Raw genomic sequence first — 15,081 nt, 5'->3', positions numbered from 1 at the left:
CCCCTCGGCGCATGAACGGGCCAGACCTGCTCGCTTGTTCACTTATCGCTCACCGATTCTCGTGCCCGGGGGGTCACTCGCCAACTCCTCTTCGCTCGGTCGTACGGTCTGCGCCGCGAAGCCCGCGACCACCACACCGGCGAGGGCGAGGTAGGCCCGCCGCCCGGCCGCGCGCAACTGCCCGGGATCGACCACCTCCGCGCCGCCAGGCGCCAGGTCGTCCTCCCAGGGGACCCTGACGATGGCCCGGCACCTGCCCCTGGCCACCGACTCCGCCTGCTCGACGTCGGTCATCGAACGCCTGCTGACGCCGTTGACCACCATCACCGCCCGCCTGCGCAGCTCCGCGCAGCCGTGCCCGTCGAGCCACTCGTACGTCATCGCCACCGCTTCCGGCGCCTCCTCGCTCGCCGGCACCACCAGGACGAGCTGGTCCGCGTACGGCAGCAACCTGGCCGCCAGCGCGGCGGCCGGGTCGATGACGGCCAGCTTGTAGTGGCGGTCGAGCAAACGCATGGATTCGCCGATCCGGCGGTCGGAGAAGAAGGACCGGTCCGCGAGCCGCTGCTCGGCGCCCGCGTCGGTGTCCGCGCTGATCACCTCGAGTCCCGAGGCGGTCCGCGTGGTGTATCCCCGCATCGTGAGGTAGCCGCTGACCCGGTCGAGACCCGACAGCAACGACGTCAGGGTCTCGGGGGTCTCCGGCTCGATCTTGCTGGTCAGGGTGCCGCCGCCGGTGCTCGCATCGACCGCCACCACCCTGTCGTCCCTGTATTGGGCGAAGGTGTGCCCCAGCATCAGCGCCGTCGTGCTCTGCCCCGCCCCACCGGTGCAGCCCAGCACGACGACCCTGCGGCTGCCGCCGAACACCGCGCGGGCCCGCGCCTCGTCCAGCTCCGACCCGTCGGTACGCACCCCGCCACCGCCGACGACGACCTGAGCGATCCGCCGCCATCCGCCGGAGTCGCGTCCCACGACGGACTCGACCCTCCGCACCCGCCCTTCGCCACGAGGCCCCGGCACCGGCACGTCAGCCGCCCGCCGCCCGGCCTCATCACCGTCACGCTCGGCCACGTCCCACCGAGGCAACCGCGCCGCCATCTCCCGCCCAGGCCGCGGCGAACCCGCCGCCTCGCTCGGACGCGCGGCGGCGGCCTCCTTGCGCTCCCGGCGCTCCCGGCCGAGCGGAATGACCTGCCCCTCGGCGGCCTCCGGCGCACCGGCAACGGCTGGGCCGCTCTCCGGAGCATCTGCGCCTGCCGGTTCGATCCGGGGCTCGTCCGCATCGGCCGCGGCCGGCTCCGGCTCCAGCTCCAGCTCCGGCTCGGGCTCCGGCTTCGGCTTCGGCTTCGGCTTCGGCGCAGACCTTTCCTCCTGAACGTGGCTTTCCTGCCCAGCAGCGGAAACCTCCTGAGGACCGTCGATCGACCGATCCTTGGAGGTGTCCTGCCGGTCGTCGACCTGCGGTTCGGCGTCGTCGCCAGTGTCCTCACCGCTCGCCTGGACGGTGTCCTGGGCTTTCCCGCCTGCGGTCGCGAGCTCGTCGGGCTCGGTGATGGGCATCTTGGGGAGCGGGCGGAGGTCGTCGGCCGCCTGCGGATCGGCGGCCGGGCGTGAGGCGGGCACCGGCGTCCCCGCCTCCGGCGCGGACGCCGTGGCCGATGACTCCGGCGAGGTGGCTTCCCTCTCGTCCGCCGGGGCACTCGTGCCGTCGGCCCGGGACGGAGTGGGGCCGGCCGGAAGGTCGTGGGCGGCCTCCGGGGCTCGGGTGGGGTGCTGGGTGCGGTCCTTCGCCTGCTCGTCGTCCTTACGGGGTGCGGGGCGCGGGGTGGGCTTGGTGTTCGGGTTGAACGGGGGCCAGACGCGGTGGGTGCCCGACAGCAGCAGACCGGGGGCGAGCCGGGGTGGCTGGCCCTTTCTATGCTGGTCGCGGGCGATCTCGTCCTCGTGCCGTGCGTCCTCCGGAGATCCACCGCCCTCGGCGCGCGAGGCCGCCTCGGCCCGCGCGTCCTCCCGCGCGTCCTCCCGCGCGTCCTCCCGCGCGTCCTCCCGCGCGTCCTCCCGCGCGTCCTCCCGTGCGTCGGCCCGTGCGTCGGCCCGTGCGTCGGCCCGTGCGTCGGCCCGTGCGTCGGCTCGGCCCGCCGACTCGGCCGGGGCGTCGGCGCTGGCCGCCAGCTTGCGCAGCCGCCGCAGCGCCTCGGTGTCGATCGGCTTGCCCGCCACGCCGCTCACCACACCTTCGGCGCCGTGGCCCTCGGTCACCTGACCGTCCGCGGCGCGGTCCACCCCGCGGTCGCTCGGCGCGGGGCTCTCCGACGCGGCGGGCTCGTCGGCCCTGGAGTCGGGGACGGCGGCGGGGTCCAGAGGCTCGTCGGCGGGAGTGGGGCGGCGGCGGGTGTCAGGACCCCCGTCCCGTACGTCGCCCCCGTCTCGTACGTCCGGGTGGAGGACGATGCGGTCGGTGGAGCTGCGGCGCGCGGTGCCGATGACCTCGTCCATGAGGGGCACAGGTTCCTGGCTGCGTCCAGAGCCGCCTGAGAGGCCCTCCTCGCGCCGTACGCCCCCGCCCGGGGCGCCGGTGCCCGCCGGCAGGGCCGGGGCTTTGAGAGCGGGCGCTGTACCCCTGCGGGACCCCCACCCCGTACGCCCGGACGCCGGCTCGGCGACGGGCGCCTGTGCGGCGGCGGCCGCCGCGGCGGCGACGGCGGGACGGACCTGCCGCGGCCCGGTGAGCTGACCCTCGCGGCGCCGCTGCGTCCTGCGTTCCTTGCGCGGCGCCTTGGCGGCCTTGGCGGCCTTGGCCGCCTTGGCCGCCTTGCCCGCCCGCGTGGCCTTGGTGGCCTTGACCCGCGCGGGCGCGGCCCGCCAGACCCGGCCGGAGAAGGCGACGACCTCGGGCTCGGACGAGGGCGCGAGGCGGTACCAGGCCTTGGGCTGCCCGAGGTAGCGCAGCTGGGACTCCAGCAGCTCGGTGAGCCGCTTGCCCTCGATGACGGGCCGGGTGGACAGCCACGTGACGATGCCGGGCGGCACCAGGAACAGCACGTGCCAGGGCATCTCCACCGGCACGCCGACCAGGACCAGCAGGAGGGACCACGGGACGAACACCCCGACGAACACGCCGATCCAGACGATGGGCAGCGGCATGGGCAGCCGTAGGTCGTACAGCTTGTAGAGCCGCTTCTCGATACGCCAGATGTTCGTATACGTGGGCAGGTCCAACGCGGTCCTCCTCTCCACCCGCTCGTACATGACCGCGGGAAAGCGGTCTCAACCCTTACTTGATGCCCAGTGCGCCCGCGATCGCCCTCGCCGTCACCTCGATGATGTTGGGAACGTAGAAGATCACTCCGATGGCCACGGCCAAGATCAGGAACTGCACGAAACGGGTGATCTCCCGCGTGAAGAGGAAGAACAGCGCCACCACGGAGACGACGACGAGGAACAGCGGGGCGAAGAACGCCCGCAGGAAGTTGGCGAGCCCCCCGGTGTCGATGCCCGTGGGAGTCGGCGTGGGCGTCATCTCCATCAAGGTGAGCAATATGGTCTTCAAGGTCACTTCTTGTCCTCCCGGGGGGTACCGTTCAGCAGCGCGGCCGTGCGTCTATCCAACGGACCGGCCGCCGCCGCGGATGTCGGCGACGAACCATTTGTCGCCCTGCTTCTCGACGGTCAGCCGGTAGGCCTGCTCGAGCGTGCCGCCGACCACGGCCGGGTCGGTGGTATCGGGAGATGGCGATGGGGCACCGCTCTGCACGGCCCACACCACGACCGCCTGGATCTCTCTTGTGGCACCCCCCACAGGCACCACGACTTCCTTGAGCTGCGAGAAGGTGAACGTGCCGCCGAAGCTGGGCAGGCTCTTGCCGGCGGCGACGTAGCGCTGCAGCCCGGCGGAGTCGCCGGACGCGTATTCCTTGAAGAAGCCTTCGAGCTGCGGCTTCAGCTCCGCGGCCGCGGCGTCGTCCGTCTCGGGCGCGGCGACCTGGGGCAGGTCGGCGGGAGCGGGAGCGGGCAGGATGGCGGGACGGCCCGAGACCACGAAGCGCCCGGCGTCGTCGCCGGAGAAGTAGACGGGCACGGTGAGGATCATGCGCTTGGGCCCCGACTGGAAGGCCACGCTGACCACGGCGTTCTGGGCGTCGGTGACCTCGACGTCGTACGGCTGGATCGCGACGGCGGCCAGCTTGCCGTAGCCGTCCCAGCCCATCTGCTGGTCCATGCCCGCCGCGAGGAATGCGGCGAGCTTGCCCGACCTGCTCGCCGCGTCTTCCGGGCTGAAATTGAGATAGACCCCGGCGAACTGGGCGGCGAATGCCATGCCACGCTCGGTCGGGAATCCATGGTCGGCCTGCACGGCGCCATTGGGCGTCGCAGGCTCTTGCTGGGTAAACCGCTCAAATGGGGCACGAATCCCATTCACCACGATAACCACAATAAGCGCCCAGAGAATGACGCGGCCGGTCCATACCAGCCAGCGTCCGCCGCCACCCGACCAGCCGCCACGCCGCGGCCGGCGCGGCGGCGGCGCGTCGAAGTCAGCCGTGTCAAGGGTTGCGGAAAGCCCGGGGCCGTCAGCGATCCGAGGATCGTGGACGGTAGACCTACGAGCCATCACGCCTCCGCTCGCGCCGATCCCCCCGGCTGGCGCGGTGTCGTCCGTTGCCGATCCCCATCATCCGCGGTGAAGTAGCCACCCTATCCGGTCTCCGCCATTGTTCCAGGAAAGCCACGCCCATGCTGCGGCATGACCGTCCACACGGCAAACCGGGCCCGTATGACAGGCCACAGTGCCGATTCCTGTCAGTTCCCGGTGGAAACAGCTTTTGACCAGGCCAGACGCCTAAAATCGGGTAGCGCGGCGGCCACGGATTCCTGTCCAAAACAGGCATGGACTGTCCCGACCTGCGGAATCGGCATGGCTCGCGCGCCGGAGGTCACGGCCGGGCAGGATGGAGACCTGTGCTCAGGCGGGCTCGGGGTCCTGGTGCGCCCGTGCCTGGCGCCTGCTGTGGAGATCGACGACGGTCGGTCGCACCGATCGTTCGAGCGAGTGGCGCAGATCGGCCAGCATCTCGGCGGGCTCGCGCTCGCGCATGCGGGTGGCCATCTCGTTGCGCTCGTCCACCTTCCTGCGGAGGTACTCCTCGCGGTTGACGCGCAGGCCGTACATCAGCTCGACCCTGATGAGGGCGAGCTCCTCCTCCAGGCTGATGCCGGTGAGGGTGGGCGCCGGGCGTCGTTTCCGGATGATGCGACGGATCATGAGGGCCTCCCGAGTCAGCGTGAACGCCGTGACGATTCGACGCGCGGGGGCCCAAAATGGTTGACGCATCAGTTGTCCCGGCGGCAAGCGATCGACGGCCGCCGGGAATGAGCACGCCAGGCGGGCCGCACCGCCGTCCGCCGTCGGTAACCTACCGCAAGCGAAGATCACCGAGCGTGATTGACGGACGGCGGGGCGCTCAGACGTTGAAGCGGAACTCCACGACGTCGCCGTCGCGCATGACGTAGTCCTTGCCCTCGATCCTGGCCTTGCCGGCCGAGCGGGCGCTGGCGATGGAGCCGGCCTCCACCAGGTCGTCGAACGAGACCACCTCGGCCTTGATGAAGCCGCGCTGGAAGTCGGTGTGGATCACGCCGGCCGCCTCTGGCGCGGTGGCGCCCTTGCGGATCGTCCAGGCCCTGGTCTCCTTCGGGCCGGCCGTCAGGTAGGTCTGCAGGCCGAGCGTCTCGAAGCCGACCCTGGCGAGCTGGCGCAGCCCCGACTCCTCCTGGCCGACCGACTGCAGCAGCTCCAGCGCCTCCTCCTCGTCGAGCTCGACCAGCTCGGACTCGATCTTGGCGTCGAGGAACACCGCCTCGGCGGGCGCCACCAGCGTGGACAGCTGCTCCCTGAGCGCGGTGTCGGTCAGCTCGTCGGCGTCGAGGTTGAAGACGTACAGGAACGGCTTGGCGGTGAGCAGGTGGAGCTCGCGCAGCTCGTCGCGGTCGAGACCGCTCTCGAAGATGGTCTTGCCGGTCTCCAGGACGGCCAGCGCGGCCTCCGCGGCCTCCAGCGCGGCCTTCTTGTCCTTGTTGTTGCGTGCCTCCTTCTGCAGGCGCGGCACGGCCTTCTCCACCGTCTGCAGGTCGGCCATGATCAGCTCGGTGTTGATGGTCTCGATGTCGCGCTTGGGGGAGATCTCACCGTCGACGTGGGTCACGTCGGGGTCGCTGAAGACCCGGATGACCTGGCAGATCGCGTCGGTGTCGCGGATGTTGGCGAGGAACTGGTTGCCCCGGCCCTGGCCCTCGGACGCGCCCTTGACCAGGCCCGCGATGTCGACGAACTCGACCTTGGCGGGCAGGATGCGGGCCGAGCCGAAGATCTCGGCCAGCACGGGCAGCCGGTCGTCGGGCACGCCGACGATGCCGACGTTGGGCTCGATGGTGGCGAACGGGTAGTTGGCCGCGAGCGCGTTGCCGGTCTTGGTCAGCGCGTTGAACAGCGTGGACTTGCCGACGTTGGGCAAACCGACGATGCCGATGGACAGACTCATCGGAGCGGCTCCGTCTCTCGCGGAAGTCTCTGACTGCTGGTTGTCGCCTCGCTGCGCTCGTTCACGGTCAGCGAGTTTACTGGCTGGCGACGTACAGACAGGTAACCGGACGATAGCCGCCGTCGGCGCGGAGGTAGCGGCGCGCGCGCTTCGGGCAGTCGCCGGGCGAGGACGTGAACGCGAGCACCTTCGCCCAGGCGTGCGGCGCGTCGCAGGGCACGCGGGTGAGTGCGGACCTGGCGGTCACGTCAGCGGGCGGCTCGGCCACGCAGGCGCCTTCGTCGAGCACCTGACCGCCCCGGCCGAGGCAGAGGACCTGGGCGCCGGCCTGGAGGGTGTCGAGGGTGCCGTCAGGGCAGGTCTCGGGGGCGGGGGCGAGCGCGAGTGCCCGGCCGTACCAGCCGGAGCCGGCGCAGGGGTGCTCGCGGCCGTCCAGCGAGACGCAGTCGCCTGGCCTGAGCAGGCCGCCGCCTCCGCCGGGCGCGCCCGGGTGAGGTTCGAGGAAGTTGCGTACGCACGCCGTCCTGCCCTCCCCCACCCGCAGCACGTCGTCGGTGTCCACCGGGCACTCGCCCGGTCCGGGCGGGTCGGAGGCCAGCGCCACCACCTCGGACCGGCCGCCGTTGCACGCGGTGAGCGCGTAGTCGGCCGTCACGCACGCGCCGGGCGACCAGCGCAGCACGGGACGCGGCGGCCCGGTCTCGCGTACGCCTGTCTGCGAGCCCGCGATGACGGCCCCGGCCAGCGCGATCAGCGTGAGCGCCAGGGCGCCGCAGGCGGCGGCCATCTTCGGGAGCGTGTTCATCCCTGTACTCTGCGTGACCGTCGATGGACCGCACAAGCGGAACGCCCAAGCGTGTCGGGAAGAAGCGCGGCCCCAAGTTTTGCCATCATCGCTGGAGTGGACGTCGTCTCGCTTGTCATCGGTCTGGCCGTCGGGTTGCTCGTCGGGTTCCTCGTCGCGCGGACGCGGGCGGCGGTGCGGGTCGCCGAGGCGGACGCCAGGGCGAAGGCGTCCGCGGAGAAGCTCGTCTACGTCGAGGAGCAGCTCGCCGAGCGGTTCCAGGCGCTGTCCACGCGGGCGCTCGACGTCAACAACATCCGCTTCCTCGAACTCGCCGAGACCCGTCTGGCCGCCACCCGCGCCGAGGCGGCCGGCGATCTCGACCAGCGCAGGCAGGCCGTCGAGCACCTGGTCGAGCCGCTGAAGGACGCGCTCGCCCGGGTCGAGGAGCAGCTGCGCGACACCGAGACGGGCCAGAAGGTGGCGCGGGCCGAGCTGGCCAAGCAGATGGAGTTCGTCAGGCAGAGCAACGAGCAGCTGCGCTCGCAGACGACGGCGCTGGTCAGGGCGCTGCAGCGGCCCGAGGCGCGGGGGCGGTGGGGCGAGCTGCAGCTGCGCAGGGTCGCCGAGATCGCCGGGATGCAGCGCTTCTGCGACTTCGACGAGCAGGTCACCGAGGGCTCCATGCGGCCCGACATGGTCGTCAGGCTCGCCGGCGGCAAGAACATCGTGGTCGACTCCAAGGTGTCGCTGGCGGCCTATCTGGAGGCGGCAGAGGCGTCCGACGAGTCGCTCGCGTCCGTCCGGCTCGACGCCCACGCCAGGCACGTACGCGAGCACATCGACCGGCTGGCGGCCAAGGCGTACTGGCAGGGGTTCAACCCGTCGCCGGAGTTCGTGGTGCTGTTCATCCCCGGGGAGGCGTTCCTCGCGCCGGCGCTCGAACGCGACCCAGGGCTGCTGGAGTACGCGATGACCCGCCGGGTGCACATCGCCACCCCGACCACGCTCATCACCATGCTGCGCACCGCGCACTACGCCTGGCAGCAGGCGGCGCTCAGCGAGAACGCGCGCACGGTGTTCGAGCTGGGCAAGGAACTGTACGAGCGGCTGTCGTCGCTGGGCAGGAACGTCGAGTCGCTCGGCCGGGCGCTGACGCGGACCGTGGAGGCGTACAACAAGTCGGTCGGATCTCTCGAAAGCCGCGTCCTGGTCACCGCGCGCAAACTCAACGATCTGGGCGTGGTCGAGGGCGAACTCGACGCCCCGGAGATGCTCGAAGGGCTGCCCAGGCCTTTGGCCTCCCCCGAACTGCTCGAAACCGCATCTCTGATAACCCACGCGAACGGTAAGTTGGCCAACGGGTCGCAGTAAATGGGGGTGGGCCACGTGGGTGAGAAGGGCAGGCGTTCTGCCGTCAGGCTGACGGCTCGCGGTGCCATCGCGCTCGCCCTGGTCGCCACCCTGGCGGGCTATGTGCTCGCCGCCCTGCTCGACGTCGAACACGTCGTGGGGGCCGCGTTCGTGCTCGCCAGCACGCTCGGCGTGCTGCTGGTCAACCGGCGCGAGCTGCTGTCGCTGGTGGTGACGCCGCCGCTGGTGTTCTTCTGCGCCACGCTGTTCGTCGAGCTCGGGCGGGCGTTCGGGTCGGTGTCGATCGTGCAGTCCCTGGCGCTCGGCCTCTACACGTCGATGACGCGCGGCGCGCCCTGGCTGTTCGCCGGCTCGGCCATCGTGCTCGCCGTGGCCTGGCGGCGCGGCCTGCGCGACAACGTGCGCGAGCTGCGCGAAGAACTGAAGGCGGGCGCGGAGGCCGCGCGCCCGCGCCAGTCGTTCGTGCCCGAGCCCGAGGGGTACTTCGAGCCCAAGGTGTACGGCACCCCGCGCGGCGAGGACTAAGAGACCCGCAGGTCCTTGCGCAGCTCGTGGGGCAGCGCGAAGCGCATGCTCTCCTGCACCGGCTCGACCTCGGTCACGTCGCCGAACCCGTGGCCGGCCAGCCGCGCGAGCACCTCCTGCACCAGCTCGTCCGGCACCGACGCACCGCTCGTGACGCCCACCGTGGTGACGCCGTCGAGCCACTCGTCGCGGATGAAGTCGGCGTTGTCGACGAGGTACGACGCCTGCGCGCCGTAGTCCTTCGCCACCTCCACCAGCCGCTTGGAGTTGGAGGAGTTGTCGGAGCCGACGACGATGACCAGCTCGGCCTCGGCCGCGATCTCCTTCACCGCGACCTGCCGGTTTTGGGTCGCGTAGCAGATGTCGTCGCTCGGCGGGTCGAGCAGGTTGGGGAAACGCTGCTTGAGCCGGGACACGGTCTCGGTGGTCTCGTCGACCGACAGCGTGGTCTGCGACAGCCACACCAGCTTGCTCGGGTCCTTCACCTCGACCTGGTCGACCGCGTCGAGGCCGTCGATGAGCCTGATGTGCTCGGGCGCCTCACCCGACGTGCCCTCGACCTCCTCGTGGCCCTCGTGGCCGATCAGCAGGATCTCGTAGTCGTCCTTGGCGAACCGCTTGGCCTCGTTGTGCACCTTCGTCACCAGCGGGCAGGTGGCGTCGATCGTGCGCAGGTTGCGCTGCCTGGCCTCCTCGTGCACCGCGGGCGAGACGCCGTGGGCCGAGAAGACCACGATCTGGCCCTCCGGCACCTCCTCGGTCTCGTCGACGAAGATGGCGCCCCTGGCCTCAAGGGTCTTCACCACGTGCGTGTTGTGGACGATCTGCTTGCGGACGTAGACCGGCGCGCCGTACTGCTCCAGCGCCTTCTCGACCGCGACGACGGCTCGATCGACTCCGGCGCAGTAGCCCCGTGGCTTGGCTACGAGGACTCGGCGGGAAGTGGGGGTCTGGGGCTCCATACTTCTTATGCTACGTGGAGCGGCCGATCGGCCTGCGCGTGCGGGCCCGCCCGCGGTGCGCCAGACTGGCCGTCCAAAACTGACCTCCCAGGGAGACGTACATGTCCTTCAGCGACGTGCTACGCAACATCGCTAAAACCGTCACCAACAAGGACGAGCTCAAAGAGAAGGCCAAGGACCTGCCGCTGCTCGTCGTCCAGACCACCTTGAGCGCCGCCGGGCAGGCGCTGCTGCTCGTCGATCGCATGAAGAACTCGATCAAGGGGCTGGGCGGCAAGGAGGAGCGCGAGGAGGAGGAGCACGACTCCCGCCCCTCCGCCGCCGAGCAGGTCGCCGCCAAGCCCGCCGAGACCGGGGACGACGACAAGCCGGCCCGCAAGGAGCCGGTCATCTTCGCGCCGCGGCCCGAGCCGAACGGCGTCGCCAAGACCAAGCCCGACCCGGTCATCTTCGCCCCCACCAAGACCGACGAGCCCAAGCCCGCCGCCGCTCCCGAGCCCACCGCGCCCGCCGCCGCCGAGCCGAAGACCGCCGAGCCGAAGGCCGCCGAGGTCGCCACCGAAGCGCCCGCCGCCGAGTCCGCTCCCGAGGCCGCTGCGCCGGTGGTCGCGCCAGCCGCGCCCAAGGCCGTGGCCGAACCCGCCGTCGAAGAGCCCGCTGAGAAGCCGGTCAAGAGCAAGGCCGCCAAGACCTCCAAGGCCGCCAAGCCGAAGGCGACCGAGTCGAAGGCCGCTGAGCCGGTCGCGGCGCCCGAGCCCGCCGCGGCGACCGAGGAGCCCGCGCCGGCGCCCGAGCCCGCCGCCGCTCCCGAGCCGGCCGCCTCCCCCGCCAAGGTGGACATGACCGAGCCGCTGCCGGGCTACGGGCAGCTCACCGTCGCGTCCCTGCGTGCCAGGATGCGCGGCAAGACGGCCGAGCAGATCGGCGACTACCTGGCGTACGAGAAGGCGACGACGGCGCGTCCCGAGGTCATCAAGATGTTCGAGAACCGCCTCGCCAAGCTCCAGGCCGCGGAGTAACCCCTCCAGGACCCCGTAGTCTTCCGAGCATGACCTCGAAGACCTCGCCCGAGTCTCCCCTGCCGATCCGCACGGTCCTGCAGATGGTGGGCGGCTGGATCGGCAGACTCGGCACGGTCTGGGTCGAGGGCGAGATCACCGACCTGAGCGCGCGCGGCGGCACGGTGTTCCTGACCCTGCGCGACCCGATCGCCAACGTGTCCGCCAGGGTCACCGCGCCACGCGGCGTCTACGAGGCCACGGTGCCGCGGCCGGCCAACGGCTCGCGAGTGGTGCTGCACGTCAAGCCCGACTTCTGGGTCAACAGGGGCTCGTTCGCCTTCACCGCGCTGGAGATGCGCCCCGTCGGGGTGGGCGAGATGCTGGTCAGGCTGGAGCGGCTGCGGCAGTTGCTGGCCGCCGAGGGTCTGTTCAACGCCGACAGGAAGCGGCGGCTGCCGTTCCTGCCCGGCACGATCGGGCTGATCTGCGGGCGCGAGTCGGCGGCCGAGCGCGACGTGCTGGAGAACTCCCGGCGGCGCTGGCCGGCGGTGACGTTCAAAGTCGAGGAAGTCGCCGTGCAGGGGCCGTACGCGGTGGGCGAGGTGACCGAGGCGCTGCGCAAGCTCGACGCCGACTCCTCGGTCGAGGTCATCGTGATCGCCCGGGGCGGCGGCTCGCTCGAGGATCTGCTGCCGTTCTCCGACGAGACGCTGGTACGCGCCGTGTCCGCCTGCCGCACCCCCGTGGTCAGCGCGATCGGCCACGAGCAGGACAGCCCGCTGCTCGACCTGGTGGCCGACGTACGCGCCTCGACGCCCACCGACGCCGCCAAGAAGGTGGTGCCCGACGTGGGCGAGCAGCTGTCGCTGGTACGCCAGTTGCGCGACCGTGGCCGCCGGGTGATGAGCGGCTGGCTCGACCGCGAGATGTCCTGGCTGACCTCCGTACGCTCCCGGCCGTCGCTCGCCGACCCCGTACGCGAGCTGGAGCGCCGCGCCGAGCAGGCGGAGGCGCTGCGCGACCGGGCCAGGCGGTCGTTGTCGAGCTCGCTCGACCGGGCCGCCGACGACCTGGCCCATCTGCGGGCCCGGCTGATCTCCCTGTCCCCCGCCGCGACGCTCGAACGCGGCTACGCGATCGTCCAGCACCCGTCGGGCGACGTCGTCCGCCTGGCCAAGGACGTCGCACCCGGCTCCCGCCTGACGATCCGGCTGAGCGACGACCGCCTGAACGTCCGCGCGGAGGAAGCCGGCTGACCTCAGCGCATGACCGACTCGGCCAGCAAGGTCAGTCCCGCCTTGATGTCGCCGACCGTCATGCCGCGTTCGTGGCGCTGGTAGGCCATCAGGCAGGCGCCTACGGAGGCGAGCAGCGCGTCGGCCAGGTAGGCCGTGGGCGTGCCCGGCCGCACCTGGGTCAGCAGCGCGGCCAGGTGGACGTGGTGCAGCCCGTACGGGCCCATGCCGACGTTCGCCTTGCGGCTGCGCTCCAGCATCACGTACAGGTCCTCCTGGGCCACGATGCGGTCCACGAGGGCGTGCAGGAAGGCGATCACCCGCTCCTCGGGCGGCGCGCCGGGGCCCAGCGGTGGCGGGCCGGCGAGGAACGCCTCCTGGAAGCGTCGCTCGTGCTCGTCCAGCAGGGCCATGAGCAGGCCCGTACGGTCGCCGAAGCGCCGGTAGACCGTGCCCACGCCGACCCCCGCCGCGCGGGCCACCTCGTCGAGCGACAGGCCGTCGGTGCCGTGCTCGCTGATCATCCTGGCCGCCACGTCGAGGATCTTGCGCCGGTTGCGTACGGCGTCGGCTCGCTCCGGCTGCGGCTGGCCGATGACGGGCAGAAGGCGACGTTCCCACACGGGGTCGAGCATACCGATGACAAGCGGAGAGAATTCCGGTTAGGCTGCCCCAAGCGGAGAATTCTCCGATTAGTGGGACGAGGAGCCGAGAATCGTGAACGACTTCAACGCGAAGATCATCGAGGAGTTCCGGGCCAATGAGGGCCGGGTCGGTGGCATGTTCGAGGGCCAGCCGCTGCTGCTGCTCACCACCAAGGGCGCCAAGAGCGGCAGGGACGTCACCACGCCCGTGGTGTACCTGGCCGACGGCGACCGCTACGTCGTCATCGCCTCCAACGGCGGCGCCGACAACAACCCCGCCTGGTATCACAACCTCCGCGCCACCCCGGAGGCCACCATCGAGGTGGGCAAGGAGACCTTCGTGACCAAAGCGGACTTCGTGAACGACGAGGAACGCGACCGCCTCTACGCCCGCATGGTCGAGCAGGCCCCCGGCTTCGCCGAGTACGAAAAGAAGACCACCCGCCGCATCCCGGTCATAGCCCTCACCCGCACCGCCGCCTGAAAGCGGGGGGTCGGACGGGATGCCCGGCGCCGGGGGGTTGGGGGTTAGAAGGGGGTGTCGTCGGACGTGGTGGGGTCGGTGCGGCGGGCCATGGCGGCGGCGAGTTTGACGCGGGCGCCCTGCAGCCACTCCTCGCAGACGGCCGCCAGCTTCTCCCCCCGCTCCCACAGCTCGATCGACTGCTCCAGCGTCAGCCCGCCGGTCTCCAGCCGCCGCACCACCTCGGTGAGCTCTTCGCGGGCCTGCTCGTAGGAGAGTGTCTTCTCGCCCGCGGGCGCCTTCTCGTCTGCCACGCCGTCCAGCCTAGACGCGCCGGCGCCCGTGCTCAGCCTTTGGGCCGCTGCTGGAGGCGGCCGGCGAGGTCGGCGAGTTCGGGCCAGTCGGCGGTGCCGGTGACGACGAGCGTGACGTCGGGCAGGACGCGGACGAGCGAGCGCTGGTTCTTGTCCTCGCGGAAGCGCTGCTCCCAGGCGACGCCGCCGATCTGCTGGGTGCCGACGGCCTTGTCGCTGTTGGCCATGCGGCTGGCGAACCCGGCGGCGGGCTGCTCGTCGCTCTGCGCGAACATCGCGTGCTCGCGCTCGGCGGTGGCGTAGCCGAGGTAGAGGACCTTGGCGCCGTTCTCGCCGTCGGCGATCCTGTTGCTGTTGGGGACCCACCCGGGCGGGTCCTGCTGCGGCGCCCACACACCGTACGGCACGCCGTGGCCGAAGTTGGCGACGGTGATGGTGTAGTCGAGCCGCGGAATGTGCTCATCGCGGCTCTGCGGGGTGACCAGCAGGAAGAGCCCGGCCCCCGCGAGGCAGACGAAGAGGGCTACCGCGTAGCCGTAGAGACCTTGGGTGAACCGTCGCACACTTGGCGAGGTTACCCGTTGGAGTGGCCGGTCGCGGAAGTGGCCGGGCGGATGCCGCCGATGATGGCGAGAACATCCTCGGCCAGGCCGCGGTTGTCGGTGAGGACGATCTCGGAGACGGCCGCGGCGAGCGCGCCGGTGATCACCACGACGAGCGCGCGGTCGTCCTCGAAGAGCGCGGCGTTGCGCTGCGCCCACGTACGTAGCCGGTCCCGCATGATGACGTCGAACCCGGGCGGCCCGTCACCGCGCAGGAACAGCGCGGCCAGTTCGCGCTCCTCAAGGCACCCGTCCAGGTACGCGCGCGCGGCACGCACGAACACCCCCATGGGGTCGCTCTCACCGGCGGCGCGGGCCGCGCGGGCCGCCTCCTTGGTGCGCTGGGTCTGCCTGGCCTGGAACTCCTCCCACAGCGTGAGATAGAGGTCGGCCTTGCCGGAGAAGTGGTGGTAGAGGCTGCCGACGCTGGCCTCGGCCCGGGCGACCACGTCGGTCACGCCGGCCTCGGCGAACCCCTTGGAGACGAAGACCTCGCGGGCGGCGGCGAGCAGTGAGCTGCGGGTGGCCGCGCCGCGCTCGGACGTACGGGGCTGGGTGGCGACGGCCCCGTCGCTGCTCGCGTCGGCGGGAACGTCGCCGTCGACGTCGCTGTCCACTTCGCTCATCAGGGATCT

Annotated in this window: 16 protein-coding genes; 5 read left to right on the top strand and 11 right to left on the bottom strand. The window is 71.3% G+C overall.

The window, feature by feature from the left end:
* Positions 1 to 42: 42 nt before the first annotated feature.
* From AB0K18_RS26850 to AB0K18_RS26825, 6 genes are all read right to left on the bottom strand, one after another.
* Positions 43 to 3,222, bottom strand: coding sequence for a TcpE family conjugal transfer membrane protein (locus AB0K18_RS26850; RefSeq protein WP_364919184.1), 3,180 nt, complete (start codon positions 3,220 to 3,222; stop codon positions 43 to 45).
* A gap of 55 nt (positions 3,223 to 3,277) precedes the next feature.
* Positions 3,278 to 3,529 carry a hypothetical protein gene (locus AB0K18_RS26845; protein WP_345409394.1) on the bottom strand — a complete coding sequence of 84 codons (252 nt, stop codon included), beginning with the start codon at positions 3,527 to 3,529 and terminating at the stop codon, positions 3,278 to 3,280.
* Between the two features lie 75 nt (positions 3,530 to 3,604).
* Positions 3,605 to 4,321: a conjugal transfer protein gene (locus tag AB0K18_RS26840; protein WP_364919183.1), complete on the bottom strand. Its 717-nt coding sequence runs from the start codon at positions 4,319 to 4,321 to the stop codon at positions 3,605 to 3,607.
* Between the two features lie 645 nt (positions 4,322 to 4,966).
* Positions 4,967 to 5,266, bottom strand: coding sequence for a hypothetical protein (locus AB0K18_RS26835; protein ID WP_345390029.1), 300 nt, complete (start codon positions 5,264 to 5,266; stop codon positions 4,967 to 4,969).
* A 199-nt stretch (positions 5,267 to 5,465) separates the two neighbouring features.
* Entirely contained in the window at positions 5,466 to 6,542 is a 1,077-nt protein-coding gene (gene ychF, locus AB0K18_RS26830; RefSeq protein ID WP_355424235.1) for a redox-regulated ATPase YchF, read from the bottom strand.
* Positions 6,543 to 6,618: 76 nt separating this feature from the next.
* Entirely contained in the window at positions 6,619 to 7,347 is a 729-nt protein-coding gene (locus tag AB0K18_RS26825; protein WP_364919180.1) for a hypothetical protein, read from the bottom strand.
* Positions 7,348 to 7,434: 87 nt separating this feature from the next.
* Here AB0K18_RS26825 and rmuC point away from each other — a divergent pair, with 87 nt between their 5' ends.
* Together rmuC and AB0K18_RS26815 are read left to right on the top strand one after the other, a co-directional pair.
* Positions 7,435 to 8,700: a DNA recombination protein RmuC gene (gene rmuC, locus AB0K18_RS26820; RefSeq protein WP_364919274.1), complete on the top strand. Its 1,266-nt coding sequence runs from the start codon at positions 7,435 to 7,437 to the stop codon at positions 8,698 to 8,700.
* A 15-nt stretch (positions 8,701 to 8,715) separates the two neighbouring features.
* Entirely contained in the window at positions 8,716 to 9,225 is a 510-nt protein-coding gene (locus AB0K18_RS26815; protein ID WP_364919177.1) for a DUF6542 domain-containing protein, read from the top strand.
* Here AB0K18_RS26815 and AB0K18_RS26810 read toward each other — a convergent pair.
* On the bottom strand, positions 9,222 to 10,187 hold the full coding sequence (locus tag AB0K18_RS26810; protein ID WP_364371483.1) for a 4-hydroxy-3-methylbut-2-enyl diphosphate reductase: 966 nt from the start codon (positions 10,185 to 10,187) through the stop codon (positions 9,222 to 9,224). The two genes, AB0K18_RS26815 and AB0K18_RS26810, sit on opposite strands and share 4 nt — an antisense overlap.
* Positions 10,188 to 10,288: 101 nt before the next feature.
* Between AB0K18_RS26810 and AB0K18_RS26805 the strand changes: the two genes are divergently transcribed.
* Positions 10,289 to 11,206, top strand: coding sequence for a hypothetical protein (locus AB0K18_RS26805; RefSeq protein ID WP_364919174.1), 918 nt, complete (start codon positions 10,289 to 10,291; stop codon positions 11,204 to 11,206).
* 29 nt (positions 11,207 to 11,235) lie between these two features.
* A complete protein-coding gene (xseA, locus tag AB0K18_RS26800; RefSeq protein WP_364919171.1) occupies positions 11,236 to 12,444 on the top strand; it encodes an exodeoxyribonuclease VII large subunit in 1,209 nt (402 codons plus the stop codon).
* A gap of 2 nt (positions 12,445 to 12,446) precedes the next feature.
* On the opposite strand, the gene AB0K18_RS26795 is transcribed toward xseA, so the two are convergent.
* Positions 12,447 to 13,046, bottom strand: coding sequence for a helix-turn-helix domain-containing protein (locus tag AB0K18_RS26795; protein ID WP_364919168.1), 600 nt, complete (start codon positions 13,044 to 13,046; stop codon positions 12,447 to 12,449).
* Between the two features lie 94 nt (positions 13,047 to 13,140).
* Here AB0K18_RS26795 and AB0K18_RS26790 point away from each other — a divergent pair, with 94 nt between their 5' ends.
* Positions 13,141 to 13,551 carry a nitroreductase family deazaflavin-dependent oxidoreductase gene (locus AB0K18_RS26790; protein ID WP_364919165.1) on the top strand — a complete coding sequence of 137 codons (411 nt, stop codon included), beginning with the start codon at positions 13,141 to 13,143 and terminating at the stop codon, positions 13,549 to 13,551.
* A gap of 44 nt (positions 13,552 to 13,595) precedes the next feature.
* Here the strand turns inward: AB0K18_RS26790 and AB0K18_RS26785 are convergent, their stop codons facing one another.
* From AB0K18_RS26785 to AB0K18_RS26775, 3 genes are read right to left on the bottom strand one after another with little or no spacing between them, the layout of a single operon-like run.
* Positions 13,596 to 13,844: an exodeoxyribonuclease VII small subunit gene (locus AB0K18_RS26785; protein ID WP_364919163.1), complete on the bottom strand. Its 249-nt coding sequence runs from the start codon at positions 13,842 to 13,844 to the stop codon at positions 13,596 to 13,598.
* A gap of 32 nt (positions 13,845 to 13,876) precedes the next feature.
* The gene (locus tag AB0K18_RS26780) at positions 13,877 to 14,407 is read right to left on the bottom strand and encodes a DUF4245 domain-containing protein (RefSeq protein WP_364919161.1); all 531 of its coding nucleotides are present in this window, start codon (positions 14,405 to 14,407) and stop codon (positions 13,877 to 13,879) included.
* A gap of 11 nt (positions 14,408 to 14,418) precedes the next feature.
* Positions 14,419 to 15,072 carry a TetR/AcrR family transcriptional regulator gene (locus AB0K18_RS26775; protein ID WP_364919159.1) on the bottom strand — a complete coding sequence of 218 codons (654 nt, stop codon included), beginning with the start codon at positions 15,070 to 15,072 and terminating at the stop codon, positions 14,419 to 14,421.
* Positions 15,073 to 15,081: the final 9 nt, after the last annotated feature.

Origin of the sequence: Nonomuraea sp. NPDC049421 (assembly GCF_040677005.1) — a bacterium.
Classification (GTDB): Bacteria; Actinomycetota; Actinomycetes; order Streptosporangiales; family Streptosporangiaceae; genus Nonomuraea; species Nonomuraea salmonea.
Note: the sequence above shows the minus strand (reverse complement) of the source record. Positions and strands in the feature narration are given on the sequence as shown.

Excerpts from the sequence above, each read along its gene's own strand:
- AB0K18_RS26845 (WP_345409394.1), bottom strand. The coding sequence starts at position 3,529 with ATGGAGATGACGCCCACGCCGACTCCCACGGGCATCGACACCGGGGGG.
- AB0K18_RS26840 (WP_364919183.1), bottom strand. The coding sequence starts at position 4,321 with ATGGCATTCGCCGCCCAGTTCGCCGGGGTCTATCTCAATTTCAGCCCG.
- AB0K18_RS26835 (WP_345390029.1), bottom strand. The coding sequence starts at position 5,266 with ATGATCCGTCGCATCATCCGGAAACGACGCCCGGCGCCCACCCTCACC.
- ychF (WP_355424235.1), bottom strand. The coding sequence starts at position 6,542 with ATGAGTCTGTCCATCGGCATCGTCGGTTTGCCCAACGTCGGCAAGTCC.
- AB0K18_RS26825 (WP_364919180.1), bottom strand. The coding sequence starts at position 7,347 with ATGAACACGCTCCCGAAGATGGCCGCCGCCTGCGGCGCCCTGGCGCTC.
- AB0K18_RS26810 (WP_364371483.1), bottom strand. The coding sequence starts at position 10,187 with ATGGAGCCCCAGACCCCCACTTCCCGCCGAGTCCTCGTAGCCAAGCCA.
- AB0K18_RS26805 (WP_364919174.1), top strand. The coding sequence starts at position 10,289 with ATGTCCTTCAGCGACGTGCTACGCAACATCGCTAAAACCGTCACCAAC.
- xseA (WP_364919171.1), top strand. The coding sequence starts at position 11,236 with ATGACCTCGAAGACCTCGCCCGAGTCTCCCCTGCCGATCCGCACGGTC.
- AB0K18_RS26775 (WP_364919159.1), bottom strand. The coding sequence starts at position 15,072 with ATGAGCGAAGTGGACAGCGACGTCGACGGCGACGTTCCCGCCGACGCG.